Annotated in this window: 22 protein-coding genes; 8 read left to right on the top strand and 14 right to left on the bottom strand. The window is 74.7% G+C overall.

Features of this window, described 5'->3' with window-relative positions; translation table 11 throughout:
- Nucleotides 1-2: 2 nt before the first annotated feature.
- Entirely contained in the window at nt 3-1,202 is a 1,200-nt protein-coding gene (locus ACIGO8_RS28780; protein ID WP_399736698.1) for an ABC transporter substrate-binding protein, read from the bottom strand.
- Nucleotides 1,203-1,278: 76 nt separating this feature from the next.
- Nucleotides 1,279-2,358: an ABC transporter ATP-binding protein gene (locus tag ACIGO8_RS28775; protein ID WP_399736696.1), complete on the bottom strand. Its 1,080-nt coding sequence runs from the start codon at nt 2,356-2,358 to the stop codon at nt 1,279-1,281.
- A gap of 175 nt (nt 2,359-2,533) precedes the next feature.
- Here ACIGO8_RS28775 and ACIGO8_RS28770 point away from each other — a divergent pair, with 175 nt between their 5' ends.
- Together ACIGO8_RS28770 and ACIGO8_RS28765 are read left to right on the top strand one after the other, a co-directional pair.
- A complete protein-coding gene (locus ACIGO8_RS28770) occupies nt 2,534-3,307 on the top strand; it encodes a FadR/GntR family transcriptional regulator (RefSeq protein ID WP_399736694.1) in 774 nt (257 codons plus the stop codon).
- Entirely contained in the window at nt 3,261-4,037 is a 777-nt protein-coding gene (locus ACIGO8_RS28765; RefSeq protein ID WP_399736692.1) for a cache domain-containing protein, read from the top strand. Before ACIGO8_RS28770 ends, ACIGO8_RS28765 begins: the two co-directional genes overlap by 47 nt.
- 59 nt (nt 4,038-4,096) lie before the next feature.
- On the opposite strand, the gene ACIGO8_RS28760 is transcribed toward ACIGO8_RS28765, so the two are convergent.
- The 3 genes from ACIGO8_RS28760 to ACIGO8_RS28750 form a co-directional block, all read right to left on the bottom strand.
- On the bottom strand, nt 4,097-5,722 hold the full coding sequence (locus tag ACIGO8_RS28760) for a poly(3-hydroxybutyrate) depolymerase (RefSeq protein WP_399736690.1): 1,626 nt from the start codon (nt 5,720-5,722) through the stop codon (nt 4,097-4,099).
- Between the two features lie 343 nt (nt 5,723-6,065).
- The gene (locus ACIGO8_RS28755) at nt 6,066-6,398 is read right to left on the bottom strand and encodes a cupin (RefSeq protein ID WP_399736688.1); all 333 of its coding nucleotides are present in this window, start codon (nt 6,396-6,398) and stop codon (nt 6,066-6,068) included.
- Nucleotides 6,399-6,454: 56 nt separating this feature from the next.
- Entirely contained in the window at nt 6,455-7,693 is a 1,239-nt protein-coding gene (locus ACIGO8_RS28750; RefSeq protein ID WP_399736686.1) for an MFS transporter, read from the bottom strand.
- A gap of 100 nt (nt 7,694-7,793) precedes the next feature.
- On the opposite strand from ACIGO8_RS28750, the gene ACIGO8_RS28745 reads away from it, so the two are divergent.
- Together ACIGO8_RS28745 and ACIGO8_RS28740 are read left to right on the top strand one after the other, a co-directional pair.
- Nucleotides 7,794-8,708 (top strand): LysR substrate-binding domain-containing protein, encoded by a 915-nt coding sequence (locus ACIGO8_RS28745; protein ID WP_399736684.1) that lies wholly within the window; start codon nt 7,794-7,796, stop codon nt 8,706-8,708.
- Between the two features lie 4 nt (nt 8,709-8,712).
- Nucleotides 8,713-9,609, top strand: a complete 897-nt coding sequence (locus tag ACIGO8_RS28740) for a DMT family transporter (RefSeq protein WP_399736683.1) — start codon at nt 8,713-8,715, stop codon at nt 9,607-9,609.
- Here the strand turns inward: ACIGO8_RS28740 and ACIGO8_RS28735 are convergent.
- The 7 genes from ACIGO8_RS28735 to ACIGO8_RS28705 all read right to left on the bottom strand — a co-directional run bounded on the left by ACIGO8_RS28735 (nt 9,606) and on the right by ACIGO8_RS28705 (nt 16,588).
- Nucleotides 9,606-10,769 (bottom strand): oxygenase MpaB family protein, encoded by a 1,164-nt coding sequence (locus ACIGO8_RS28735; protein ID WP_399736681.1) that lies wholly within the window; start codon nt 10,767-10,769, stop codon nt 9,606-9,608. The genes ACIGO8_RS28740 and ACIGO8_RS28735 overlap by 4 nt on opposite strands.
- A 49-nt stretch (nt 10,770-10,818) precedes the next feature.
- On the bottom strand, nt 10,819-11,865 hold the full coding sequence (locus tag ACIGO8_RS28730; RefSeq protein WP_399736679.1) for a polyprenyl synthetase family protein: 1,047 nt from the start codon (nt 11,863-11,865) through the stop codon (nt 10,819-10,821).
- Nucleotides 11,858-12,133, bottom strand: coding sequence for a polyprenyl synthetase (locus tag ACIGO8_RS28725; protein WP_399736677.1), 276 nt, complete (start codon nt 12,131-12,133; stop codon nt 11,858-11,860). The genes ACIGO8_RS28730 and ACIGO8_RS28725 overlap by 8 nt, the downstream gene beginning before the upstream one ends.
- 66 nt (nt 12,134-12,199) lie before the next feature.
- On the bottom strand, nt 12,200-13,546 hold the full coding sequence (locus ACIGO8_RS28720; RefSeq protein WP_399736675.1) for a M20 family metallopeptidase: 1,347 nt from the start codon (nt 13,544-13,546) through the stop codon (nt 12,200-12,202).
- A 71-nt stretch (nt 13,547-13,617) separates the two neighbouring features.
- Nucleotides 13,618-15,270, bottom strand: coding sequence for an acyl-CoA dehydrogenase family protein (locus ACIGO8_RS28715; RefSeq protein WP_399736673.1), 1,653 nt, complete (start codon nt 15,268-15,270; stop codon nt 13,618-13,620).
- Nucleotides 15,254-15,871: a TetR/AcrR family transcriptional regulator gene (locus ACIGO8_RS28710; RefSeq protein WP_399736671.1), complete on the bottom strand. Its 618-nt coding sequence runs from the start codon at nt 15,869-15,871 to the stop codon at nt 15,254-15,256. Before ACIGO8_RS28710 ends, ACIGO8_RS28715 begins: the two co-directional genes overlap by 17 nt.
- A gap of 132 nt (nt 15,872-16,003) precedes the next feature.
- On the bottom strand, nt 16,004-16,588 hold the full coding sequence (locus ACIGO8_RS28705) for a TMEM165/GDT1 family protein (protein WP_399736669.1): 585 nt from the start codon (nt 16,586-16,588) through the stop codon (nt 16,004-16,006).
- Between the two features lie 326 nt (nt 16,589-16,914).
- Here ACIGO8_RS28705 and ACIGO8_RS28700 point away from each other — a divergent pair, with 326 nt between their 5' ends.
- From ACIGO8_RS28700 to ACIGO8_RS28685, 4 genes are all read left to right on the top strand, one after another.
- The gene (locus ACIGO8_RS28700) at nt 16,915-17,679 is read left to right on the top strand and encodes a TetR/AcrR family transcriptional regulator (RefSeq protein WP_399736667.1); all 765 of its coding nucleotides are present in this window, start codon (nt 16,915-16,917) and stop codon (nt 17,677-17,679) included.
- Nucleotides 17,676-19,166, top strand: coding sequence for an MFS transporter (locus ACIGO8_RS28695; RefSeq protein WP_399736665.1), 1,491 nt, complete (start codon nt 17,676-17,678; stop codon nt 19,164-19,166). Before ACIGO8_RS28700 ends, ACIGO8_RS28695 begins: the two co-directional genes overlap by 4 nt.
- Before the next feature lie 39 nt (nt 19,167-19,205).
- Complete coding sequence (locus tag ACIGO8_RS28690; RefSeq protein ID WP_399736663.1) at nt 19,206-20,357, top strand: PP2C family protein-serine/threonine phosphatase; 1,152 nt, start codon at nt 19,206-19,208, stop codon at nt 20,355-20,357.
- A 264-nt stretch (nt 20,358-20,621) separates the two neighbouring features.
- A complete protein-coding gene (locus tag ACIGO8_RS28685) occupies nt 20,622-20,957 on the top strand; it encodes a hypothetical protein (protein WP_399736661.1) in 336 nt (111 codons plus the stop codon).
- Here the strand turns inward: ACIGO8_RS28685 and ACIGO8_RS28680 are convergent.
- Together ACIGO8_RS28680 and ACIGO8_RS28675 are read right to left on the bottom strand one after the other, a co-directional pair.
- Nucleotides 20,894-22,258, bottom strand: coding sequence for an NtaA/DmoA family FMN-dependent monooxygenase (locus ACIGO8_RS28680; protein WP_399736659.1), 1,365 nt, complete (start codon nt 22,256-22,258; stop codon nt 20,894-20,896). The two genes, ACIGO8_RS28685 and ACIGO8_RS28680, sit on opposite strands and share 64 nt — an antisense overlap.
- Nucleotides 22,255-23,442 carry an LLM class flavin-dependent oxidoreductase gene (locus ACIGO8_RS28675; RefSeq protein WP_399736657.1) on the bottom strand — a complete coding sequence of 396 codons (1,188 nt, stop codon included), beginning with the start codon at nt 23,440-23,442 and terminating at the stop codon, nt 22,255-22,257. Before ACIGO8_RS28675 ends, ACIGO8_RS28680 begins: the two co-directional genes overlap by 4 nt.
- Between the last annotated feature and the right edge of the window lie 27 nt (nt 23,443-23,469).

Genomic DNA, 23,469 nt, shown 5'->3' with positions numbered 1-23,469 from the left:
CGTCAGCCCTTGATCTCGTTCCAGGCCTGCACCCACTTGGCGTACGGCACGCAACGGGCGTCCGTGCGGCCGTCGAGGCACTGCTCGATGGGCGTGGTCCAGAAGTGGACGTTCTTCCAGTAGCCCTCGTCGCTCGCGTGGAAGGTGGTGCAGTGGGCCTTGTCGGCGGTCTCGGCGCAGGACTTGGCGTTGGCCGGTGCCTCGCCGAAGTACTCGGCGACCTGGGCGTTGGCCTTGGGCGAGACGATCCAGTCGAGCCACTTGTAGGCGCAGGTGGGGTGCTTGGCCTTGGCGGACACCATCCAGGTGTCGGACCAGCCGGTGGCGCCCTCCTTCGGCAGCACGGCCTCGACCTTGGCGCCCTCGGCCTTCGCGAGGTTGGCGATGACCTGCCAGCTGGTGCCGACGACCGAGTCGCCGCTCTTGAAGGCGGAGATCTCCTTCAGATAGTCGCTCCAGTACTCGCCGACGTGCTCGTTCTGCGCCTTCAGCAGCGCGACGGCGGCCTCGAACTGCTTCTGGTCGAGCGCGTACGGGTTCTTGATGCCGAGCTCCGGCTTGGTCGCCTTGAGGTAGAGGGCCGCGTCGGCGATGTAGATCGGCGAGTCGTAGGCGGTGACCTTGCCGCTGTGGGCGGACGCCTTGTCGAAGACGGCCGACCAGGAGTCGGGCGCGGGCGTCACCTTCGTCGTGTCGTACATGAGGAGGTTGGCGCCGCGGCCGTGCGGGATGCCGTAGGCGACTCCCTTGACGGAGTTCCACTCCTTGTTCTTCAGGCCGGCGAAGACGTCGGCGTAGTTCGGCACCAGCGCGGTGTTGACGGGCGCGGCGTCGCCGGACGCGATCAGGCGCAGCGAGGCGTCCCCGGAGGCGGAGACGGCGTCGTACTCGCCGGTCTTCATCAGCGCGACCATCTCGTCGGAGGTGGCGGCGGTCTTGGCGTTGACCTGGCAGCCGGTCTGCTTCTCGAAGCCGGACACCCAGTCGACCTCGGGATCGTTGGAGCCGTCCTCGACGTAGCCGGCCCAGGCGATCAGGTTGACCTGCCCCTCGGCGGCGCCGAGGGCGGTGGGCGCCTTGAGGGCGGGCGGGTTGAGGCCGCCGGACTTTCCGGATCCCGCCTGGTCGGCGGAGCCGCAGGCGGTGACGAGCAGCAGGCCGGAGACGGCGGCGGCGGTCAGGAGCGAGCGGTGCAGGCGCACGGGGTTCTCCGTTGCGTGAGGGTGCGGTACGGGGAGTGGTGCAGGAGCGGGGGACGAAGGGAAGCGGATCGGGGGCTTACGGGGCCGAGGAGGCCGGGACCGGGCCGGCGGCCGCGCGCGGGGCCGGGGCGGGGACCGGGACGGCGTGCCGTGGGTGCCAGTGGAGCGCCACCCGGGCCCCGCGGAAGGCGGCGAGGTCCTCGGAGGAGGTCTCCAGGTTCTGCTGCAGAGCGGTCAGCCGGCCGCCGGCGTCCAGGTCGACGAGGAAGCGCGTGGCGTCGCCGAGGTAGACCACCTCGGCGACGGTGCCGGCGGCGTGCGCGTGACCCTCCTCGACGGCCGCGGCCGGGTCCTTGACGACCCGGATCTTCTCCGGGCGGATGCTGTACGTCCCGGAGGCGCCGAGCACGGTCCGCGCCGCGTCCCCGCTGAGCAGGTTGGAGGTGCCGACGAAGCCGGCGACGAACGGGGTGGCGGGCCGCTCGTAGATCTCGGCCGGCGAGCCGACCTGTTCGATCCGGCCCTGGTGGAAGACGGCGATCCGGTCGCTCATCGTCAGGGCCTCCTCCTGGTCGTGGGTGACGAACACGAAGGTGATCCCGACCTGACGCTGGATCGCCTTCAGCTCGACCTGCATCTGCTCGCGCAGCTTGAGGTCCAGGGCGCCCAGCGGTTCGTCGAGGAGCAGGACCCGCGGGCGGCCGACGAGCGCGCGGGCGAGCGCCACCCGCTGGCGCTGGCCGCCCGACAGCTCGCCCGGGCGGCGCCGGCCGAGCCCTTCGAGCCGTACCTGCGCGAGCGCCGCGCGGGCCCGCACCAGGCGCTCGGCCTTGGCGACGCCGCGCACCTTCAGGCCGTAGGCGACGTTCTGCTCGATCGTCATGTGCGGGAAGAGGGCGTAGTCCTGGAAGACGGTGTGCACGTCCCGCTCGAAGGGCGCGAGGCGGGTGACGTCCCGGCCGGCGAGTTCGACGGTGCCCGCGCTCGGCGTCTCGAACCCGGCGATCATCCGCAGCACGGTGGTCTTGCCCGAGCCGGACGGGCCGAGCATCGAGAAGAACTCGCCGTCGGCGATCTCCAGGTCCACTCCGGCGACCGCCTCGGTCCGGCCGTAGCTCTTGCGGAGTCCGGAGAGCCGGATCGCCATTCCCTCCATGGGCGGGAACCTTTCTCGTGCGGGAGCCGTCTGACGGGTGGGCGTAAACATATGAAGTCATAGTTCAAATCTCAAGACCCCCGTAAGGTAAAGCCTGAGTCAACGCGCGAGGTGGTAGACCGTGAGAGCAGACGGCAGACGGGGCGAGGGCGCGCAGGGGAGCGCCCGCCGAGCCGTGTTCACCCCCGTCGACACCCGGGCCCGGGTCGACACCGTGGTGCGCCGCCTCGGCGACGCCATCGAACTCGGCCTCCTCGCCGACGGCGAGCAACTGCCCGGCGAGACCGAACTCGCCGGGCAGCTGGGCGTCTCCACCGTCACCCTGCGCGAGGCCCTCATGGCCCTGCGGCAGCAGGGGCTCGTCACCACCCGCCGCGGGCGCGGCGGCGGCAGCTTCGTCACCGTTCCCGACGGGCCGCCCGAGGAGCGGCTGCGCGGGCGGCTGGCCGACTGGTCCACGGAGGAGCTGCGCGACCTGGGCGACCACTGGGCGGCGGTCTCCGGGGCCGCGGCCCTGCTCGCCGCCCAGCGCACCCAGCCCGGCGACCTGCGCCAGCTCACCCGTACCGTCGACGAGTTCGCCCGGGCCGAGGACCCGGCGGCGCGCAGCCGGCTCTACGGCCGCTTCCACGTCGAACTCGCCGCCGCGGCCCAGTCCGCACGCCTCACCCGCGAGGAGATCGCCCTCCAGGCCGAGTTGGGCGCCCTGCCGCTGCTCGTGCTCCAGGACCCCGCGTATGTCGAATCCGTGGCGGATCGTCACCGCTCCGTGATCTCCGCCGTGCAGGATGAGGCCGACGAGCGGGCCAGAACGCTGGCCGAGCAGTGCGTACGCGAGTCCGTGGGCCGCCTGGTGGCCCTGCGGCTCGCGCCCCCCACTCGCGCACCCGAGGAGGACACCGATGGCCCGGCCCACCGGTCCCGCCCACCCCACCGGCCTCGCGCCTGACACCGACGACACCGTCCCGGCGCGGGTCGGAGAGACGCTCGAAGGCGTGTTCGCGGTGGTCGCCGCCGTGGGTGCCGAGACGGCGGAGCTGCTCGCGCGGGTGGCCGGTGACGGCCGCGCCCCCGTCTCCGCCGACCTGGCCGCGCTCCGGCCCGGCCTGCACGGACGGCTCGCGCGGCAGCCGCTCGTCTCCGGCGTCGGCTTCGTCGCCGCGCCCGGGCTCCTCGGCGACGTGCCCGCCTGGCTGGAGTGGTGGCAGCGCGGACCCGAGGGCACGGTCCGTCCGCTGCTGCTCGACCTGGACCCGGAGCACTCCGCGTACTCCGACTACACCCACTGGGACTGGTACGCGCTGCCGCGCGAGACCGGACGCCGGGCCGTAGCGGGTCCCTACGTCGACTACCTCTGCTCCGACGAGTACGGCCTCACGCTCTCGGCCCCCGTCCACCTCGGCGACACGTTCGTCGGAGTCGCCGCCGCCGACGTCTATCTGCGCCACTTCGAGGCGGCCGTCCTGCCCGTCCTCCAGGAACTGCCCGTCCCGGCCCGCCTGGTCAACGCGCGCGGCCGGGTCGCCGCCTCCACCGACCCGGCCCATCTCGCGGGCGACCTCACCAAGGGCCCCGACTTCGCGGCGGTCCTCGCCGCCCCGCCGGCCGTCCACCGCCACGGCGCCCTGCGCCTGACGCCCTGCACCGGCACCGAGCTGGTCCTCGTGACCACGGAGTGACCCCGGCACCCGTCCGGAGCGCCCGCCCGGCGCGGTGAACGGCCGCCCGCGGGCGCTGCCTAGCGGTACTCGACCGTCAAGGCCGCCGGAGCCGCCTGGTTGACGAAGAGGTACGCCGCCCCGGCCGGCGCCGACGCGAAGCCCAGCCGCAGCTGGGTCGTCCCGCTCCGGTCCACGGCCGCGAGCGCCGCCGGCGACAGATCCGTGGACACCGCGCTCCCCGACGAGAACGCCCCGATCTGCGCCGCACCCGCCACCGTCGCCGGCGCCGACCAGTCCCCGGCCTCGGTCGCGCACCCGCCGAAGCAGCCCGTCCGCACGTCGACGAGCAGCCGGTTGTCCGCCGGCGAGGACCACGGGTCGCCCGAGCCGCCGGCCCTCGTCACCGTCAGATACGCCCGGGTGATCTCCTTCCCCGCCGGGATCCGTGACGTGTCGAAGGACAGCACGGTCCGGTTCACCTTCCCGTCCGTGCCCCGGCCGAGCGCGTAGCCGTACGTGTCCTCCAGGGTGCCGACCGCCGCGCCCGAACCGTCGGCCGCCGCCTTCACGTACCCGTCCTGCGCGTCCACGCTCGACAGCGTCACCGAGCCGCCGCCGGGCGGCGGGGTGGTGCCGGCGCCGCCGCCGAGCGCGCGGACCATGCCCATCACGGCCTCGATCTGCCGCCCGCCGTGCCGGGCGTACGCCGAGTCGCCGAGGTAACCCCACCAGTTCCAGCAGCCGTTGGGGTTCTCCAGCGTGCTCGTGGCCGCCGCCTGCGGATAGAGCACGATCATGGCGTTGGTGTCCGCGTACTCGTTGAGGTAGGAACCCTCGACGAAACGGGTGCCGAAGCCCTGATAGCCGTAACCCTGCTTGCAGCCGTGCAGCGCCACCATCAGCGAGCAGGTGGCCCCGCCCGCGCAGGACGACGGCACGTACGCGAAGCCCTCCTCGCTCATCGACACCGCGGCCGCCGAACCGCCCGGCACGTACGCGTTCTGGTCGAAGCGGATCAGGCTCCCCGAGGGCGCGGCGGCGGGCGCGGCCACCGAGCCGAGGAGGTGGCCGAGGAAGTCCCGCTCCGCGTCGAAGCCGCAGTCGTTGAGCCACGGACTCTGCGTCACCCCGCACGCGTTGGGGCCGAGCGGGCTGATCCAGGCATGGCCGGCGGCCCTCGTCCGGTCGTAGCGGACGCGGGCGCCGAAGTGGCCGTAGTAGTCGGCGAGCGCGGTCGCGACCGGCTGCTTCACGGTCGTGTCGCCGGTCCCGCTGAAGACGTAGACGGGATCGCCCGTCAGATGCGACACCGGATCCACCTGCCCCTGCGCCGACCGGTCGCGGGTGGTCTGCTCCAGCTGCGCGAGCTGGAGGTCCTGGGTGGTGTTCATGCACGCGTTGAGCGCGGTGGCCAGCGAGCCCCGGGCGCAGTCGTACGGCCCGGAGGCGAAGACCGCCGAGCCGGACACCGTCCCGGAATAGGCCACATGGAGCTGGGTCGCCATGTAGCCGCCCGAGGAGACTCCGGCGGTGTACACGGCACCGACGTGGTACGGCGTGAGGGAACCCGGCACCGGGGCGGGCGCCGCGGCCTCGGCGGGTGCCGCGGGCGCGGCGAGGAGCAGGGCGGCGGTGGCGGCCGACACCAGCAGCGCCGCGAGGCGCCGCCGGGGTGGCCCGGCCGTGGTGCGTGAGGATCGCATACGGACTCCGTGCGGCTCGAACGGGTGGGGATGCGCCGGAGCGTAGGGCCGACACCGACGCGACCCCTATGGGCCCGGCCGCCACAAACGCGGGCCCGGAGTATGGCGCTCCACGACCTGGAAGGACACGCCCGGCGCCGCCTCGCGATCACGTCCTTCGACGCGGTGCGCGCACGCCGTCCAGCACCGGAGCCGGCAGCAGCTCGCGCCGGCCCCGGCCCGGTCGCCGCGGGCCGGGGACAGCGCGATCCCGATGACGAGCCGGAGTGCCCCACCGGCAGCCGGCGCCGCCCGAGGCCCGCCGCGAGGCCGACGCCGCCCGCGCCCGCCCCTGCCCCCTTGCCTAGTCGTTCACCGCCGTCAGCAGCACCACCGCGTCCTCCAGGGCCGTGAGCCCGTGCCGTTCCTTCGGGAGCATCTGGAGCCGGCCGGACGCCAGCACCTGCGTGCGGCCCGAGGCCGTCAGTTCGACACGGCCCCGCAGGACCTGGAGGCTCGCGGCCGGCGGCGCGTTGTGCTCGTCGAGGGCCATGCCGCTGACCAGGGCGATCACGCTCTGCCGGAGCACTCCGTCGTGCACGATCAGATGGGCGCTGCGGCCGTGCGCGTCGGAGCGGGCCTTCTCCAGGTGCTCGTCGACGAGGGCGCCGAGGTCGAAGGGTTCGGGCTGCTGCATCGTCTCTCCCTGCAAGGTGGCGGACCGGTACTCCCCAGCCTTGCGCCTGCCGCGCGTCACGCAACTCGACGTCGCCGCCCGCCCGCCGCCGTCCCCAGCAGCACGAAGCCGGCCGCCGCGAGCAGCGTCGCCGTCCACCCGTACGCCTCGTACAGCCAGGCCGCGGTCAGGGAGCCGAGCGCGCCGCCGCCGAAGGTGGACAGCATGAACACCGTGTTCACCCGGGCCGCCACCTCCCGGCCGAGCCCGAGGACCCGCGACTGGTTCGCGATCTGACAGGCGCTCGTCCCCAGCACCACCAGGCCCGCGGCGGCGACCAGCGCGACCGGCGACACCGGCGCCGCGCCGGCGGTCACGAGGGCCAGACCCACGCAGCCCAGCGCCCGGCGGGCGACCGGCCCCGCGCCGTACCGGTCGGTGAGCGGCCCGGCGTACGCCGAGGCCAGCGCCGCCGGCACGGTGAGCAGCCCGAAGAGCCCCGTCGCCGCCGGCCCGTACCCGAGCGGCGGCGCGGCCAGATGGAAGACCAACGCCGCCCAGAAGACGCTGTACGCCGCGAACACGCACGCGCCCGCCAGCGCCGAGACCCGCAGCGCGCGATGGACGGACAGCAGCCGGGGCAGTCCGGCGAGCATCCTGCCGTACGGGACGGGGCGCGCGCCCGGTGCGGCGAGCCGCTCCGGCAGCGCACGCGGCAGCACCCACAGCAGGGCGGCCGTCGCCACGGCGGCGCACACGTACGCCGTCCGCCAGCTCCCGCTCGCGTCCGAGACGGCGCCCGAGACCGTACGGGACAGGGTGGAGCCCAGCGTCAGACCGAGGCCGACGACGCCGACGACCCGGCCGCGCCGCTCGGGGCCCGCGAGGGCGGCCGCGACCGGCGTGAGGATCTGCGGCAGCACCGTCGTGGTCGACAGGGCGAGTGTCGCGAGGACGAGCGTCAGGATGTTCGGGGCCGCGGCGGCCGCGAGCAGGGCGGCGGCGGTCGCCGTGAGCAGCACCCGGGTGAGCCGCCGCAGGCGGGCGGTGTCGGCGAGCGGCACGAGCAGCAGGATGCCCAGCGCGTAGCCGGCCTGCGCGGCCGTGGCGACCAGGCCCGCCGTCCGGTCGGAGACGGCCAGCCCGCGGGCGACGGCGGCGAGCAGCGGCTGCGGGAAGTAGAGGTTCGCCACCGTCACGGCCCCGGCCACGGCGAACAGAAGGACGTTCACGCGGGCGGGCACGGGCGCCGGAGCGGGTGCGGACACCGGGGCGGGCGCGGCGGCGGTGCGCCGGCGGGAGAAGAGGAGGGGCACGCGCACCAGGCTCCCGCCGGGCGCATGCGGGGAACAAGGTGAAAGAATGCAAGCGGCGTTGAGCGGAACTCAACGATCGCGGACCGACCGGAGGCGACCGGTGCTCGAACGGCACGAACTCGAGACGTTCCTGACCCTCGGCGAGGAACTGCACTTCGGCCGCACCGCCGAACGCCTCGGCGTCACCACGGGCCGCGTCAGCCAGACCGTCAAGAAGCTGGAGCGCCGCGTCGGCACCCCGCTCTTCGCCCGCACCAGCCGCAGCGTCGCCCTCACGCCCGTCGGCCGCCGCCTCCACGAGGAGCTCCGCCCCGCCCACGCCCGGATCCTGGCCGCCCTCGAACGCGCCACCGCCGCCGGCCGCGGCCTGCTCGGCACCCTCCGGGTCGGCTTCGGCTCGCCCTGGGGCGGCGAACTGCTCACCGCCACCGCCGACGCCTTCCTGGCCCGCCACCCCGGCTGCGAACTCACCCTCGGCGAGGTGCCTGTCGACGCCGGCACCCGGCCCGTCGAGGACGGCGCACTCGACGTCCAGTACGCGACCTTCCCCGTCGCCGTCCCCGGGCTCACCGCCGGGCCGGTCCTGGTGCGGGACGACCGGGTCCTGCTCGTACCCGCCGCCCATCCGCTGGCCGGCCGCGCCTCCCTCGGCCTCGAGGACCTCGCCGGGCAGACCCTGGTCACCACCGGCCGCACGCAGTCCCGCGCCTGGCGCGAGGCCCACTACCCGACCCGCACGCCGTCCGGTGCCACCGTCCACCACGGCCCGGCGGCCGCCACCTGGGAGGAGCTGCTGTCCCTCGTCGGCGCGGGCCGCGGCGTCGCCCCGGGCGCGGCGCGCGGCGCCCGCTACCACCCGCGCCCCGGCATCGCCTACGTGCCCTTCCACGACGCCCCGCCGCTGGAGTACGGCCTGGTGTGGGCGACCGCGAACGAGAACGCCCTGATCAGGGCCTTCGTCGAGACGGCGGCGCGTGTCCCCGGCACAGGAGCGGATCCTTCGGGGCTACGGTGAGGCGGTGGAGCGCACCGAGGACCGGCAGGCGCTCGCCGCGTTCGCCGCCGCCTCGCTCCTCGCGGGAGGCAACGCGGTCGGCGTCCGCTTCAGCAACCGTGAACTGGAGCCCCTGTGGGGCGCCGCCCTCCGCTTCGGCGCCGCCTCCCTCCTGCTGCTGGCCGTGACGGGCCTGAGAAGAATGCCCCTGCCCAGGGGCAGAGCCCTCGCCGGGGCGGCCCTCTTCGGCGTCCTCAACTTCGGTGTGACGTCCGCCCTCGCGTACTACGCCTTCGTGCACCTCCACGCCGGACTCGGCCAGACGATCCTGGCGCTCACGCCGCTCGCGACCCTGCTCCTGGCCGTCGCCCAGGGCCTCGAACGCTTCCGGCCGGCCGCCGCCGTCGGCACCGTCCTCGCCGCCGGCGGCGTGGCCCTCATCAGCCGCACACCGCTGACCGGCGACGTGCCCGTGCTGTCGTTCCTCGCGATCCTCGGCGCCGTGCTGGGCTTCGCCCAGGCCACGGTGCTGGTCCGGCGGCTGCCCGACGTCCATCCCGTCACGATGAACGCCGTGGGCATGACCGCCGGCGCCGTCGTCCTGCTCGCCGGCTCGGCCGTCGCGGGAGATACCTGGCGCCTCCCGGACCGGCCCGCCACCTGGTGGGCGCTCGCCTACCTGGTCGTCGCCGGCTCCGTGGTCACCTTCGTGCTCTACCTGTTCGTGGTGCACCGCTGGAACGCGTCCCGCGCCGCGTACGTCTTCGTCGTCATCCCGGTCGTCACGATCGTGCTCTCCGCCTGGCTCGACGACGAACCCCTGACCGCCTCCCTGCTCCTCGGCACCCCGCTGATCCTCGCCGGCGTCTACGTGGGAGCGCTGCGGCGCCGGCCCCGGCGGCACCCTACGGACACCGCCTAGGGCTCGAGCACCGCCGGTGGCGGGCTCCACCGGCGGGCGCGGCTCACCGAGGACGAGACGCCGTAGTCCTTCTTGAGGTGCTCGGGGATCGCGTAGTGCATGACCCGGCCACGGGTGAGGGACGACAGTTCGAACAGCGTGGTGAGATGGCCGAGCCGGTCCAGGATCCAGGCGCCGAGCGGCGAACGGTCCTCGACGGTCTCCAGCACGCCCAGCAGCGGAGGCACCGCCTTGACGACGGTGTCCCAGGGGGTGCGCGGCACCTCGAGCCAGTCGGCGCAGGTGTCGCCGACGAGATGGCGGATCAGGGCCGAGACGATCGGGTCGAAGAACGTCCCCGGCACCACCTCCTCGTACAGGTCGATCAGCTGCCGGGTCAGCAGCGCGCCCTCCTCCGACGGACCCATGTGCCGGATCATGTACAGGTCGAGGAACCGCCGCGCCTCGTCCAGGTCCCGGGGCACGGCGTCCTGGTCGACGCCGAGCATCGCGCCGACCACCCGCCAGGCGTAGAAGTAGGCCTCCGCGCCCTCCGTGGACATGTGGATGCCGAGCCGGTGCAGACTGTCGAGGACCAGCATCGAGAAGAACATCTGCCCGCCGATCATGTCCTCCTGACAGATCGGCACACCGAGCGCCGCCGTGTCCCAGCGGTCCTCGCGCCGCAGATGGTGCCGGATCGAGGCGTGCAGCAGCCGGACCTTCTGCGCGGCCGGGACGAAACGGCTGCCCGCCTCGAAGGCGTCCGGCCGCATCAGATAGACCGTGAACTGGCCGGTCTCCGCCATCCGCTTGGCCGGGTAGCGCAGTCCGTGCGTGGTCGCGAGCAGCTTCGCGACGTGCGGGACGAGGTAGCAGGCGGGCATCGCGGCGAACGACAGCGCGGTCGTGATGTGCACGTCGTTGTCGGTGAAGAAGAGCCGGGCCTTCTCCATCTCGCCCCAGTCCACCCAGCTCGGCGGCGCGGCGGTGGCCCGCAGATACTCCCGGGCGACCTCCGGCAGCCCGTCCGGCAGCGGAGCGCCGGCCGTGGAGACGTACCGCATCAAGGTGTTGAAGGTGCCGACCTCGCCGCGCTCGAAGAGGGTGGCGACGGTGGCGTCGGCGAGTTCGTCGCCGGCCTGGCGCAGGGCGTCCATCGACGCCTCGGTGGGAATCATGCGGGGTGCTCCTTCGGGGCTGGGTGCGGCTTCGGTGCCGGGGCGGGTGTCAGGACAGCCGTGTCGAGGCGGAGTGCGCCAGGGAGGTCAGCGCGGCGACGGCGGCCGGCGGCGCGTCCAGCTCGTCGAGCGCGCGCAGGGCCTCCTCGACCCGGGCGGCGATCAGGTCCTCCACGCGCTCGGGCGCCTTCAGGCCGCGCATCAGGGCGCGCACGTCCTCCGGGTCGGTGTCCTCCCGGCCCAGCAGGACGCCCAGCCGCGCGCGTTCGCCGGTGTCCGCGGCCCGCCAGGTCTCCGCGAGGAGGGCGGTCGGCCGCCGGCCGCGCAGGTCGTCGGCGGTCGCCTTGCCGGTGCGCTCCGGATCGCCGAACAGGCCCAGCAGGTCGTCCCGGAGTTGGAACGCCTCGCCGAGCGGCAGCCCGTACGCGGCGTAGCCCTCGGCGAGCCGCGGCCCGGCCCCGGCCAGGGCCCCGCCGATCAGCAACGGCTGCTCCACGGTGTACTTGGCGGTCTTGTAGCGGATCACCTTCAGCGAGGCCGCCGTGTCCGGGACCGTGCCGGTACGGAGGATCTCCAGGCACTCGCCCGCGACCAGGTCCCGCGCGAGCGCCGCCCACAGCGGACGCGCCCGCCCGAGATAGGCCGCGGGCAGACCGCTGGTGACGAACAGCTGCCCGGCCAGCGACATCAGCAGGTCGCCCACCAGCATCGCGAGCGAACGGGCGGCCCCGGCCGGCCGAGGATGGTCCGGCACGGCGGAGCGCAGCGCCCGGTGCGCGCTGGGCCGGCCGTGCCGCAGTGGGCTGTCGTCGATCAGGTCGTCGTGCACGACCGCCGCCGCGTGCACGAGCTCCATGGACGCCGCGGCGCGCACCAGGGCGTCGCTGTCGGGCTGCCCGCCGCCGCGCCAGCCCCAGTAACAGAACGCGGCCCGCAGCCGCTTGCCGTGCGCGACCGCCGTCTCCAGCTGCTCGGCCACCGGGGCCAGCGAGGCGTCGACGTCCGTCAGGCCGTCGGCCTCGCGGGCGGTGAAGTCGCGCAGCACCGCGTCGACCCGGGCCTTGAACGCACCCGGGTCCCAGGCCGGCTCAGCCATCGTCGCCGGCCCGCCGGGCCAGGACGTGCCGGGCGAGCACCTCCAGGTGGGCCGGAGGCCCGGCCGCGTGGCGGTCGAGGGCGAGCCGCCCGCGGGCCACGAGCTCCTGTTCGGCCTCCTCGACCAGTTGCGCCGTGTCGGAGCGCCGTAACAGCCCGCGTACCGTTCCCAGCGCCGAACCCAGCGTGCTCACCGCCAGATCGGCGAGCCCCGCCACCAGCAGCACCGCCCGGTCGTCCCGGCCTTCGTGTCCGTTCCCCATCGCCATGGGATCAAGCCTGGTCAGGCGCCGCCCGCCGCGCGGGGCAAACTCACGAACGAGTGAACACCCCGACTATCCCGCGGACCGGTCCGGCGACGCGGGCGGCGGCTGTCCGGTGGGCGGCGGCGCCGTCAGCGCGCCCGTCAGATGGTCGTACGCGACGTGCGCGTGCAGCCGCACACCCGTCACCAGGGTGTCGTCGTCCGCGTAGAAGCGCGGATGGTGGTTGGTCACCAGACCGCGGCCGCCCGGCACCGGCACCGGCCGGCCCCGGTCGTCCAGCGTGGCGTCCTGGACGCCGAGCATCACGTACAGGCCGCCGAAGCGGTTGACGAACTCGGACACGTCGTCGTAGCCGAGCGTCGCCCCGGTCTCCACGACCCGGTCCGCGCCGACCACCCGGCGCAGCGTCGGCAGGCCCGCGGCGACCCAGGCAGCGCTGTTGTGCACCGGCGGCACCGACTGGAGGCAGTCCACCGCCGCCGTGGCGTGATACGCGGCCGCCGTGTGCTCGGCGAGCGTCGTCAGCCGCCGCTGCACCTCCGCCATGTCGGACTCCACCGCGCAGCGGACCGTTCCCCACAGGGTGACGGTCTCGCCGATGATGTTGAAGCGGCCGACGTCCTCGACGTGCCCGATGGTGACCGTGACCGGGTCGAAGGCCGAGACCTGACGGTAGATCTGCCCGATGCCGGTGAGGATCGCGCCCGCCGCCGACATCGGGTCCACACCCTGCCAGGGCGTGGAGCCGTGCACCTGCCGGCCCGTGACGACGATCCTGACCAGCGTCGACGCGGCGTACTGATTGCCCACGCGACAGCCCACGTAGCCCTTGGGATACGGCGTGACGTGCATCCCGAACACCATCGTCGGCACCGGGCCGGCGAACGCGCCCGCGGCCACCATGGCCCGCGCGCCGCCGTCCTCGGTGACCGGCGGGCCCTCTTCGGCCGGCTGGAAGACGAACAGCACGGTGCCGGGAAGCCGTGCGCGCGCCCCGGCGAGCACGCTCGCCGCGCCCATCAGCATCGCGGTGTGACAGTCGTGCCCACAGGCGTGCGACACCGGGAACGGGCCGCCCGGATAGGCGGAGTCGACGACCTCGGACGCGAACGCGGCCCCGCACAGGTCTTTCACCGGCAGCGCGTCCATGTCCGCCCGCAGCGCGACCGCCCGCGGACCCGGCCGCCCGCCGCGCAGCACGCCGACCACGCCGTGGCCCGCGATGCCGGTGCGCACCTCGTCCAGACCGAGCGACCGGAGATGGTCCGCCACGTAGGCGGCCGTCCTCTCCTCGCGGTTGGACAGCTCCGGATGCCGGTGCAGATGACGCCGCCAGGCGATCACCCGCTCGGCCGCCGCCTCCGCGGCCCGGTCCAGCTCCGCCCGTACCTCGTCGTGCGCGGGTTCCGTGCTCACCAAGGCCTCCGTCTCGCCCGGGGGATGACGCCGGCACACCAGCGTCGCACGCCGGCCCGTCCGTCTCCCGGCTACGCGACCGGGAAGCCCGGCGCGCCGCGCTCGACGATCGCGGTGGTGTCCAGGCCGGTCGGGAGGGTGCCGAAGGCGATGCCCCGGTCGGGGTCGAGCCGGGAGGCGCAGAAGGCGTCGGCGACCGCCGGATGGCCGTGGCGGACCAGCAGGGAGCCCTGGAAGACCAGGGCGAGCTGCTCGACCAGGCGGCGGGCGCGGTACTGGAGGGCGGCCGGGTCGGCGAGCCCGGCGAGGTCCTTGCGCAGGCGGGCGACGGAGGCGTCCAGGCGGCGGTCGGCGCCGGCCGCGCGGTCGACCTCGGCGAAGAAGGCCTCGACGGCCGCCGGCTGCCGGGCCATGGCGCGCAGCACGTCGAGCGCCGCCACGTTGCCCGAGCCCTCCCAGATCGAGGGCAGCGGCGCCTCGCGGTAGAGCCGGGGCAGGCCCGAGTCCTCGACGTAGCCGTTGCCGCCCAGGCACTCCAGGGCCTCGGCCGCGTGGGCCGGAGCGCGCTTGCACACCCAGTACTTGGTGACGGCGAGGCCCAGGCGGCGCAGCTGCTCCTCCTCGGCGTCGCCTGCCGCCGCGCGGTCCACGGCGCCCGCGAGACGCATCGCGGCGATCGTCGCGGCCTCCGCCTCGACCGCGAGGTCCGCGAGGACGTTGGTCATCAGCGGCTGGTCGACCAGGCGGGCGCCGAACGCGCTGCGGTGACGGGCGTGGTGCACGGCCTGGACGAGTCCGAGCCGCATCCCGGACGCCGAGCTGACCGCGCAGTCGAGCCGGGTCATGTTCACCATCCGGATGATGGTGGCGACGCCGCGGCCCTCCTCGCCGACGAGCCGGCCGAGGGCACCCTCGTACTCGATCTCACCGGAGGCGTTGGAGCGGTTGCCCAGTTTGTCCTTCAGGCGCTGGAAGCGGATCGCGTTGCGCGAGCCGTCCGGCAGCACCCGCGGCACCAGGAAGCAGGACAGGCCGCCGGGCGCGTGGGCGAGGGTGAGGAAGACGTCCGACATCGGCGCCGAGGTGAACCACTTGTGCCCGGTCAGCGCGTAGAGCCCGGCCTCGCCCGTCGGCTCCGCGCCGGTGGTGTTGGCGCGGACGTCCGAGCCGCCCTGCTTCTCGGTCATCGACATCCCGGCGATGATGCCGCGCTTCCGCGTCGGCACCCGCAGCCCGAACTCGTAGTACGGGGAGGTCAGCAGCGGCTCGTAGACCGCGGCGAGCTCCGGCTCGGCGCGCAGCGCGGGCACGGCCGCGTAGGTCATCGAGATCGGGCACAGATGTCCCGGGTCGGCCTGTCCCCACACGAACACCTTCGCGGCGCGCGCCACATGGGCGCCGGGCCGGCCGTCGCTCCAGGGCGCGCCGTGCAGGCCGTGCCGCACGGCGACGGTCATCAGCTCGTGCCAGTACGGGTGGAACTCGACCTCGTCGACGCGGTGGCCGAACCGGTCGTGGGTGTGCAGGACGGGGGAGTGGCGCTCGGCGAGGCGGCCCCACTCCTGCGCCTCCCGGCCGCCCGCCCGCACGCCCAGCTCGCGTACGTCCGCCTCCGCCCAGCCCGCGCCCTCGCGGCGCAGCGCCTCCAGGAGCGCCGGGTCGGCGGAGACGTCGTAGTCGGTGAGCGGCGGGACTTGGTTGGTGACCTCATGCGTGGTCGGCATCGGGAACTCCCAGGGCTCGCAGGGTGAAGGTGACCAGGGCGGGAACGGTGCCGGGTCCGGGGGACCCGGCCGTCAGCGGTCCGATGAGCGCCTCCGCGCCCGCGCCGACGAGCGCGGAGGCGGTGAGCCGGGCGTCCTGGGGCGGCAGTTCGCCGTCCCGTACGCCGGCGGCGATCCGCTCGGCGAAGACGTCGCGGAAGGCGCGCCGGAAGACCAGCCGCTCGGCGTCGACCGCCGGGTCGACCGGCTCGGCGAGCAGCGCGTAGGCCAGGCGCGGGGCCTTGAGGGCGCGGCTCGCGAACGTCTCGATGACCGCGACGACCCGGTCGGCGGCGGTCCGGTGCGCGGGCAGGGCCGCGGCTTCGGAGACGGCGGCCACCTCGCGCCCGACGACGGTCCGGAAGAGCTCGACGGAGAGCTCGGCCTTGCTGGGGAAGTGGCGGTAGACGCTGCCGGTGGCGATGCCCGCCCGCGCGGCGACGGCGGCGACGGTGCAGCCGGCGTAGCCGTGCTCGGCGAGCAGACCGAGGCCCGCCTCGACGACAGCGGTGCGCTGGGCGTCGAGACGGGCCTGGACGGCGGGCGTGCGGCGGTAGGGCATGGAAGGAGTGAAGCAGTGATTCAGTGCTTCATCAAGACTGCGCGCCGACCCCGCCGGCCCGCTCGGAGAGCGGGCCGCGGGAGCGTTCGCTCGGGGGCCGGCTTGCCGAGGCGTCCCGGACGGGAGGCGGCGTCAGCCGGTGAAGACCTCCACGAAGGACCACAGCGCGAGCGCCGCCATGCACAGGCCGCCGATCCGCTGCACCGTCTTCAGCGGTACGCGCTTCGCGATGAAGCGGCCCGCGACCAGGGCGAGGGCCGAGACGCTCATCAGGGCGGCGGCGGAGCCGATCGCGGTCGACCAGGTGCCGTTGGTCGCGGCGAGGTTGGCCGTGGTGATCTGCGTGAGGTCGCCCCACTCGCTGATGAAGACGGCCATGAAGGCGGTGGAGTAGACGGGCCAGAAGCCCGTCACGGTCTTACCGCCCGCGTCCTCCTCGCCCTCGTCGTCGCCGCCGCGCAGCAGCATGAACGCGCCGAAGGCGAACATCAGGGCCGAGACCAGCTTGACGGTCCAGCCGGGCAGGAGCCCGAGCAGACTGCCCGCGCCGACGGCGATGGCCACATGGACGACGAAGGCGGTCGAGGTGCCGAACCAGACGTAGAGCGGACGCATGCGCGTGCCCATGGCGAGGGACGCGAACATCGTCTTGTCGGGAAGCTCGGCGAGGAAGATCAGCCCGAAGGCGGTGACGATCGCCAAGGGGTCGAGGTGCATTCCGGGAGGCTCTCTGCTCGGACCGGGCCCGGGACCGACACGGCGCCTCGGTGGGCGACGGGAGGACCACTCGGCCCGGCATGACGGACCACGCCCACAGGAATGCGGACGTGGCGGTACTGCCTGGCCGAAGGTCTCGCCCGCCCGCGCGCTGTCCGCGTGGGCCCGGTCACCGGGAACCCGGAGGTTCCAGTGTGTCGACGACCGGTTCGCAGGGCTACTCCCCTTCGCTGCTCCTCAGTGTAACGGACGCCGTCGCCGATCTTGGTAGACACTGTCTACGAACGGCGTAGACAGTGTCTACCAAGATCGTGTAGACATGCGCCATGACCTCAGAACCCAGCGCCGCCCGGGAGGACACCCCGACCGGCGGCCCGAAGGACGGCCCGAGCGCCAAAGCCGGCCCCGGCCTCACGGGCAGCTCGGAGGACGGCCTCCGGGACCGGCTCGTGAAGGCCGGTGTCGAACTCGTCGACGCCGAAGGAGTCCAGGCCCTGTCGCTGCGCGAGATCGCCCGCCGGGCCGGCGTCTCCCACGGCGCACCGCGCCGGCATTTCCCCACCCATCTCGACCTGCTCTCCGCGATCGCCCGGGAGGGCTTCCGCGAGCTCGCGGAGCGGATCGCCGCGTCGGAGGCCACCGGCACCGCAACGGGCGCCGGCACCGACACCGGGACCGGCACCGTCACCGGCGCCGACACCGCCTTCGCCACCGGCGCAGGCACCGACCTCGCCGTCCACCGCCCGCGCGCCCGGATCGAGGCCTTGGCCCGCGCCTACCTCGACTTCGCCCGCGCCCGCGGCGGGATGTACGAGCTGATGTTCCGCCACGACCTGCTGGAAAGCGGCCGGCTCGGCCTGCGCGACACGAGCCTCCCGCTCTTCGCCCGCCTCGCCGACCTCGTCGCCCTGGCCCGCCCCGGAGCCGGCGAGCCCGCAACCCTCGCCGGCGCCCTGTGGGCCAACCTCCACGGCCTCGCCCAGCTGTGGCGCTGGGGCAGCCTCCGCCTCGCCACCGGCGCGGACGACCTGGAGCCGCTCCTCGCCGCCGTGCTCGACGCCCACCTCGGGCCGTCGGAGGCCGGCCGGTGAAGCAACGGTTGCAGCGCCCGCTCACCCTCACCTGCAGCATCGTCGGCGCCGCCGTCGTCGCCCTCGACGGGACCGTCCTGACGATCGCCCAGCCCGCCCTCCAGCACGACCTCGGCGCCACCACCGGCCAGGTCCAGTGGACCAGCACCGGCTACCTCGTCGCCGTCGCCGGCCTCCTCGTCCTCGCCGGACGGCTCGGCGACCGCTACGGGCACCGCCGGATCTTCACCCTCGGCTGCCTCGGCTTCGCCGCCACCTCCGCCGGCATCGCCGCCGCGCCCGGCATCGGCTGGGTCGTCGCCCTGCGCGTGGCGCAGGGCGTGTCCGGGGCGCTGCTCCAGCCCGCCACGCTCGGCATGCTGCGCGGCGCCTATCCGCCCGACCGGCTCGGCATGCCCGTGGCCCTGCGCACCAGCGCCATCGGCCTGTCGGCCGCCGCCGGGCCGCTGATCGGCGGCATGCTCGTCGACGCGTACGGCTGGCGCTCGGTGTTCCTCCTCGGCGTCCCGCCCACCCTCGCGATCGCCCTGCTCTGCCTCGCCGTGCCCGGCCCGCACGCGGCGCGCGCCGAGCCGGGAGGGCCGACGGCCGTACGGCGAGCAGCCGGGCGTGCGAATCGCGGCGCCGAGCCCGCGCCGCCGCGCGCCCGCCGCGTCCCGGCCGCCCGCGGACGGTCCGTACGCGAGGAAGCGGCCGCGCTCGACCTGCCCGGCGCCTGCCTGCTCGGCCTCGCGCTCGCCTGCCTCGTCCAGGGCCTCGTCCGTCCCACGGCCCTGTCCGCCCTGCCCGCGTTCGTCGCCGCCGCGGCGGCCGTCGCCGTCCTCGTACGGCACGAACGGCGCGCCCCCGAGCCGCTGCTGCCGCCCGGCATGCTGCGGCCCGGCCCCGTCCTCGCCGGGCTCGCCGCGCTGCTCGCCGCCTCCGCCGCGCTCTCCGGCACCCTGTTCACGGCCACCTACCTGCTGCAGGACACCCTCCGTCTCGGACCGCTGCCCACCGCCCGGCGGATGGTGCCGCTCGCCCTGTTCATCGTGGTCGGGGCGCCGGTCACCGCCCTGCTGAAGAAGCGCTTCGGCGCCCGGCGCACCGCCACCGCCGGCGCCGTGCTCCTCGCCGGCGGAGTGCTGCTGCTCGCCCGCCCGGCCGTGACCGCCTCGGCGTTCGCCACCGGCGTCTGCGCCGCTCTGATCGGAGCCGGGTTCGGAGCCGTCATGGTGACGGCCACCTCCGTCGTCGTCCACCGGGCTCCCGAGGAGCACGCGGGCGTCGCCGGCGGGCTCCAGCAGACCGCCATGAACACCGGTCCGGTCCTCGGCGTCGCCCTCGCGACCCTGCTGCTCAGCTCCGGGACCGCGCTGCCCGCGCTCGCGCTCGTCGCCGCGCTCGCCGTTCCCGCCGCGCTCGCCCTGCCCGGCCCCGGCGCGGCCCGCCCGGAGGACAAGGACGGTGCCCGGCGGCGGGCGGTGGACACGCCCGTAGGGCCGTAACGTCCCGATCCGTCCCGTCCCCGTACGTACGATCATGAAATGCCCTCAGGTGGTCGTCACCGGCTCCCCGCCACGACGGGGACGCGCACCCAGTTCAACGTCGGCCTCGCGCTGCCCTTCCTGGCCCTCGTCCTCGTGGTGGTCGCCGACCTCATCACCTCGCAGGGGCAGCACTTCGACCGGCTCCTCGTCATCGGACCCGCGCTCGCCGCCGTCACCTGGAACGTGCGCGGCACCGTCGCCGTCGGAGTGCTGGCGATGGTGCTGCGGCTCGTCCTCGCCGTGGCGCAGCAGGATCCGGTCGCCGACACCGTCGCCGCCGAACTGGTCCTGGCCGCCGTGATCGCCACCGCCGTCTGGGTGAGCCGGGTCCGCACCCGCTACGAGGACGACCTGAGGGCCGTCACCGCCGTCGCCGAGGTCGTCCAGCGGGTGCTCCTGCGGCCGCTGCCGGCCCGGCTCGACGGCGTCGAACTCCACCTCCTCTACGTCGCCGCGGCGGCCAAGGCCCGCATCGGCGGCGACTTCTACGAGGCCGTCCAGGTCCCCGGCGCCGTCCGCGTGATGATCGGCGACGTCCAGGGCAAGGGCCTCTCCGCCGTCGAGACCGCCTCCGTGCTGCTCGGTTCCTACCGCGCCGCCGTCACCGAGGCGCCCGACCTGGCCGCCCTCGCCCAACGCCTCGAACAAGGCCTGGAGCGCTACGGGGCCTGGGACCCCGACACCGACGCCGCCGAACGCTTCGCCACCGTGCTGCTCCTGGAGATCCCCGAGGACCGGAACGTCGTACGGCTCCTCAGCTGCGGCCACCCCGCCCCGCTGCTCCAGCGGCAGGGCCGGGTGCGGCCCGTCCCGTTCACCGACCCGTCCCTGCCGGTCAACCTCGCCGGCCTCTACACCTCCCGCCACCACGTCGAGGAGGTTCCGTTCGGGCCGGGCGACCGGCTGCTGCTGTTCACCGACGGCGTCAGCGAGACCCGCGACCGGGACGGCGACTTCTATCCGCTGGAGGAGCGGCTGAGCCGCTGGGCGGACGAGCCGGGCGGCCGCGTCCTGAGCCTGCTCCACCAGGACCTCACCGGCTACGGCGCGGACGGCCTCGACGACGACGTGGCCGCGCTGCTCGTCGTACGACCGTCGGAACCGGCCGCCGTGCCGCCCGGACCGGGGGCCCCGGCCGCACTGCCGTAACGGGCCCGGCCCGTTTCAAACGTGCGAAACCGGGCAACCGGTGTCGCCCCTGCCCCGGTTGGGTGTCTCACGCGCCCTTCGTGCGCTCTCTGGCGGCTCTGTCCGCAATGGGTCAGGCTTGCTCCTCGCGGCGCACCGCCGGACCCGCACCGCCGGCCCGGCGGTCCGCCCGACCCGCACACCGGCCCGGCGGTCCGCCCGACCGGCACCGCCGGACCGCAACGCGACGCGAACCACCCGACCGGACGAGAGGAACGCCCGCACGTGCCCGAGGTCCACCACTCCCGCGTCAACTCGCTCATCGGCGAGGCCGTCACCCATGCCGCCGTCGCCACCTCCAGCCTTCACGCCGACGGCGTGCGCCCCGTCGCGGCCGTCCGGCTGCCGCGCGGAGGCCGGCTCGTCCCGGCCGCCGACGCGGACGGGACGGAGCCGAGCTGGGAACGGGGTTTCGTCGCCGGCGCCCCCACCGGCCGCTCCCGAGCCGCCGCCGGGCCGAGACCGGCAGGAGGCAAGGGGCGGGGGACGCGGCCGGGTCAGGCCGGCGGCCGCAGCCCCAGGTGCTCGCGCAGCGTGCTGCCCTCGTACGCCGTCCGGTAGACGCCCCGTTCCTGCAGCTCCGGGACCAGCAGGTCGACGATGTCGTCGAGACCGTCCGGGATCAGGTACGGCGAGATGTTGAAGCCGTCGATCGCGCCGTGCCGGACGAAGCGGGTGAACTTCTCCGCGAGCCCGGACGGCGTGCCGACGTGCCCGCGCTGCGGGCCGAGTTCGATCACCGTCTCGCGCAGCGACCAGCCGTTGGCCTCCGCCTTCTCCCGCCATTCGGCGACCACGGCCCGCGGGTCGTGGAACTGCCGCGTGCCGAACACGCCGGTGTGCTCCACCACCACCGGGTCCTCGGCGGGCAGCGGCCCGTCGGCGTCCCGGTCCGACAGGTCGAGGTTCCACACCCGGCCGGCGATGGCGAGGGCGGTCGCCGGGGTGACCTGCTCGAGCCGGACCCAGCGGGCCTTCTCCTCGGCCTCCTTCTCGGTCGCGCCGATGATGATCTCGGTGCCCGGCAGGATGCGCAGCGCGTCCTCCGGCCGCCCGGCCGCGCGCAGCCGGGCCCGGATGTCCTCGGCGAAGGCCAGGGCGTCGTCGAAGTCCTGCCCGTGGGCGGAGAAGATGACGTCCGCGTTGCGCGCACCGAAGTCGCGGCCGTCCGGCGAGTCGCCCGCCTGGAAGATCACCGGATGGCCCTGCCGGCTGCGCGGCAGCGTCGGCGCCAGGTCCACGTCGAACTGCGGCCCGGCGTGCCGGACCCGGCCGATCGTGCCCGGCACGGACCAGTGGCGGGCGTCGGTGGAGTCGGTCACCGCGCCGTCCGCCCAGCCGTTCCAGACGGCACGGGCGACGGTCAGGAACTCCTCGGCCCGCCGGTAGCGGTCGGCGTGGTCGAGGAAGCCGCCGCGCCGGAAGTTGGCGCCCGTCCAGGCGTTGTCGGTGGTGACGACGTTCCAGCCGGCCCGACCCTCGGACAGCAGGTCGAGGCTCGCGAAGCGGCGGGCGAGGTCCACCGGTTCGTTGTAGGTCGTGTTGGAGGTGGAGACCAGGCCGATCCGGTGGGTGACGGCGGCGAGCGCCGACAGCTGCGCGAGCGAGTCGGGGCGTCCGGCGACGTCGAGGTCGTGGATCTCGCCGCCGGTCTCGCGCAGGCGCAGCCCGTCGCCAAGGAAGAAGGCGTCGAAGAGCCCGCGTTCGGCCGTCTGGGCGACCCGGCGGAAGGACGCCGGGTCGATCTGCGAACCGCTGTCCGGGTGCGACCAGATGGTCCAGTGGTTCACACCCTGGAAGAAGACGCCGAAGTGGAGCTGGGCGTCGGGGCGGGGGACGTCGTACGGGTCGGTGGCGGTCATCGGTTCCCCTCCGGGGCGGTCGCGGCGGCGGCAGCGGCGGCGGCCGTGGTGGCGGTGGCGGCGTGGGCGGCGTCGGCGGCGTCGGCCGCGGTGGCGAAGCGGCTCTCGGGACGGGGGAGTCCGAGCGAGGTACGGAGCGTCGCGCCCGGCAGCGGGCGCGCGGCGACCCGCCGGACGAACAGCTCGGGCAGGACGAGCCGGGAGAGCACCGACAGGTCCTCGTCGAGCACGAGCGGATGCAGCCGCACCCCGTCGACGACGCCGCTCAACTCCTCGAGCAGCTCGACCAGTCCGCCGGCCGGACCGGTGTAGCGCAGGCGGTTCGACGGCCTGCCGGGTGCGTCGTCCCAGGAGGCGTAGCGCTCCAGGTCGGCGATGCGCTCGGCGGCGGACTCGCGCGGGGTGTCCAGGGCCACCTCGATCTCGGCGAAGGCGAGCGGCGCGCCGGAGGCCGCGGCCGCCTCGCCGAGCAGCGCGGGCGAGGAGCCCTCGACGAGGGCGACGTCGACGAGCGCCGGCGGCACGAGCCCGGCGGGCGCGAACACCACGGGCCGGCCCTGCGGCGGCCGGGGCACGATCGCCGGGCCCTTCACGCTGTACGTCTCACCGGCGAAGTCGATGTAGTGCAGCCGCCCGCGGTCCAGATAGCGGCTCGTGGCGACCGAACGGATGACGGCGTCGTCCTCCCACGAGTCCCACAGGTCACGCACCACCTGGACGCCGTCGACGGCCTCGCGGCGCAGCGCCGCCGCGCCCTCGACGAGCGGCCTGCCCCAGGCCCGGGCGGCCGCCGGGTCGTCCTCCACGCCGACGACCCACCCGGCCCGGCCCACCGACACATGGTCGAGCGAGGCCAGCCGGGTGGAGACGTGGAACGGCTCGGCGTAGGTGGTGGCGACCACCGGGGCCACCCCGATCACGCTGGTGGACGCGGCGACGAACGCGGCCCGCTCGACGGCCCCGATCCGCCCGGCGGGCCCGCCGGACGCGGCGGAGGCGGGCGGCAGGATGTCGTCGTCGAGCGTGACGAGGGTGAAACCGGAGTTCTCGGCGACGGCCGCGACCTTGGCGACCCGACGCGGGGTCAGCAGTGCACCGGGCGCGTGGGCGGCCCGGCGCCAGGCGGCCGGATGGGCACCGTCACCGTCGATCTCGACGGCGAGGTGCAGGGCGGGGTGAGGCATGAGGGTCCTTCCGAAGGCAGGGTGGCG

Source organism: Streptomyces sp. NPDC053493 (assembly GCF_044544825.1).
Classification (GTDB): Bacteria; Actinomycetota; Actinomycetes; order Streptomycetales; family Streptomycetaceae; genus Streptomyces.
The sequence above is the reverse complement of the archived record's forward strand: the minus strand, read 5'-3'. Positions and strand labels throughout refer to the sequence as shown.

Coding starts and splice junctions, on each gene's coding strand:
- ACIGO8_RS28755 (WP_399736688.1), bottom strand. CDS start 6,398: ATGCAGCAGCCCGAACCCTTCGACCTCGGCGCCCTCGTCGACGAGCAC.
- ACIGO8_RS28775 (WP_399736696.1), bottom strand. CDS start 2,358: ATGGAGGGAATGGCGATCCGGCTCTCCGGACTCCGCAAGAGCTACGGC.
- ACIGO8_RS28700 (WP_399736667.1), top strand. CDS start 16,915: ATGACCTCAGAACCCAGCGCCGCCCGGGAGGACACCCCGACCGGCGGC.
- ACIGO8_RS28690 (WP_399736663.1), top strand. CDS start 19,206: ATGCCCTCAGGTGGTCGTCACCGGCTCCCCGCCACGACGGGGACGCGC.
- ACIGO8_RS28675 (WP_399736657.1), bottom strand. CDS start 23,442: ATGCCTCACCCCGCCCTGCACCTCGCCGTCGAGATCGACGGTGACGGT.
- ACIGO8_RS28715 (WP_399736673.1), bottom strand. CDS start 15,270: ATGCCGACCACGCATGAGGTCACCAACCAAGTCCCGCCGCTCACCGAC.
- ACIGO8_RS28710 (WP_399736671.1), bottom strand. CDS start 15,871: ATGCCCTACCGCCGCACGCCCGCCGTCCAGGCCCGTCTCGACGCCCAG.
- ACIGO8_RS28765 (WP_399736692.1), top strand. CDS start 3,261: ATGGCCCGGCCCACCGGTCCCGCCCACCCCACCGGCCTCGCGCCTGAC.
- ACIGO8_RS28705 (WP_399736669.1), bottom strand. CDS start 16,588: ATGCACCTCGACCCCTTGGCGATCGTCACCGCCTTCGGGCTGATCTTC.
- ACIGO8_RS28735 (WP_399736681.1), bottom strand. CDS start 10,769: ATGATTCCCACCGAGGCGTCGATGGACGCCCTGCGCCAGGCCGGCGAC.
- ACIGO8_RS28760 (WP_399736690.1), bottom strand. CDS start 5,722: ATGCGATCCTCACGCACCACGGCCGGGCCACCCCGGCGGCGCCTCGCG.
- ACIGO8_RS28680 (WP_399736659.1), bottom strand. CDS start 22,258: ATGACCGCCACCGACCCGTACGACGTCCCCCGCCCCGACGCCCAGCTC.
- ACIGO8_RS28725 (WP_399736677.1), bottom strand. CDS start 12,133: ATGGCGATGGGGAACGGACACGAAGGCCGGGACGACCGGGCGGTGCTG.
- ACIGO8_RS28730 (WP_399736679.1), bottom strand. CDS start 11,865: ATGGCTGAGCCGGCCTGGGACCCGGGTGCGTTCAAGGCCCGGGTCGAC.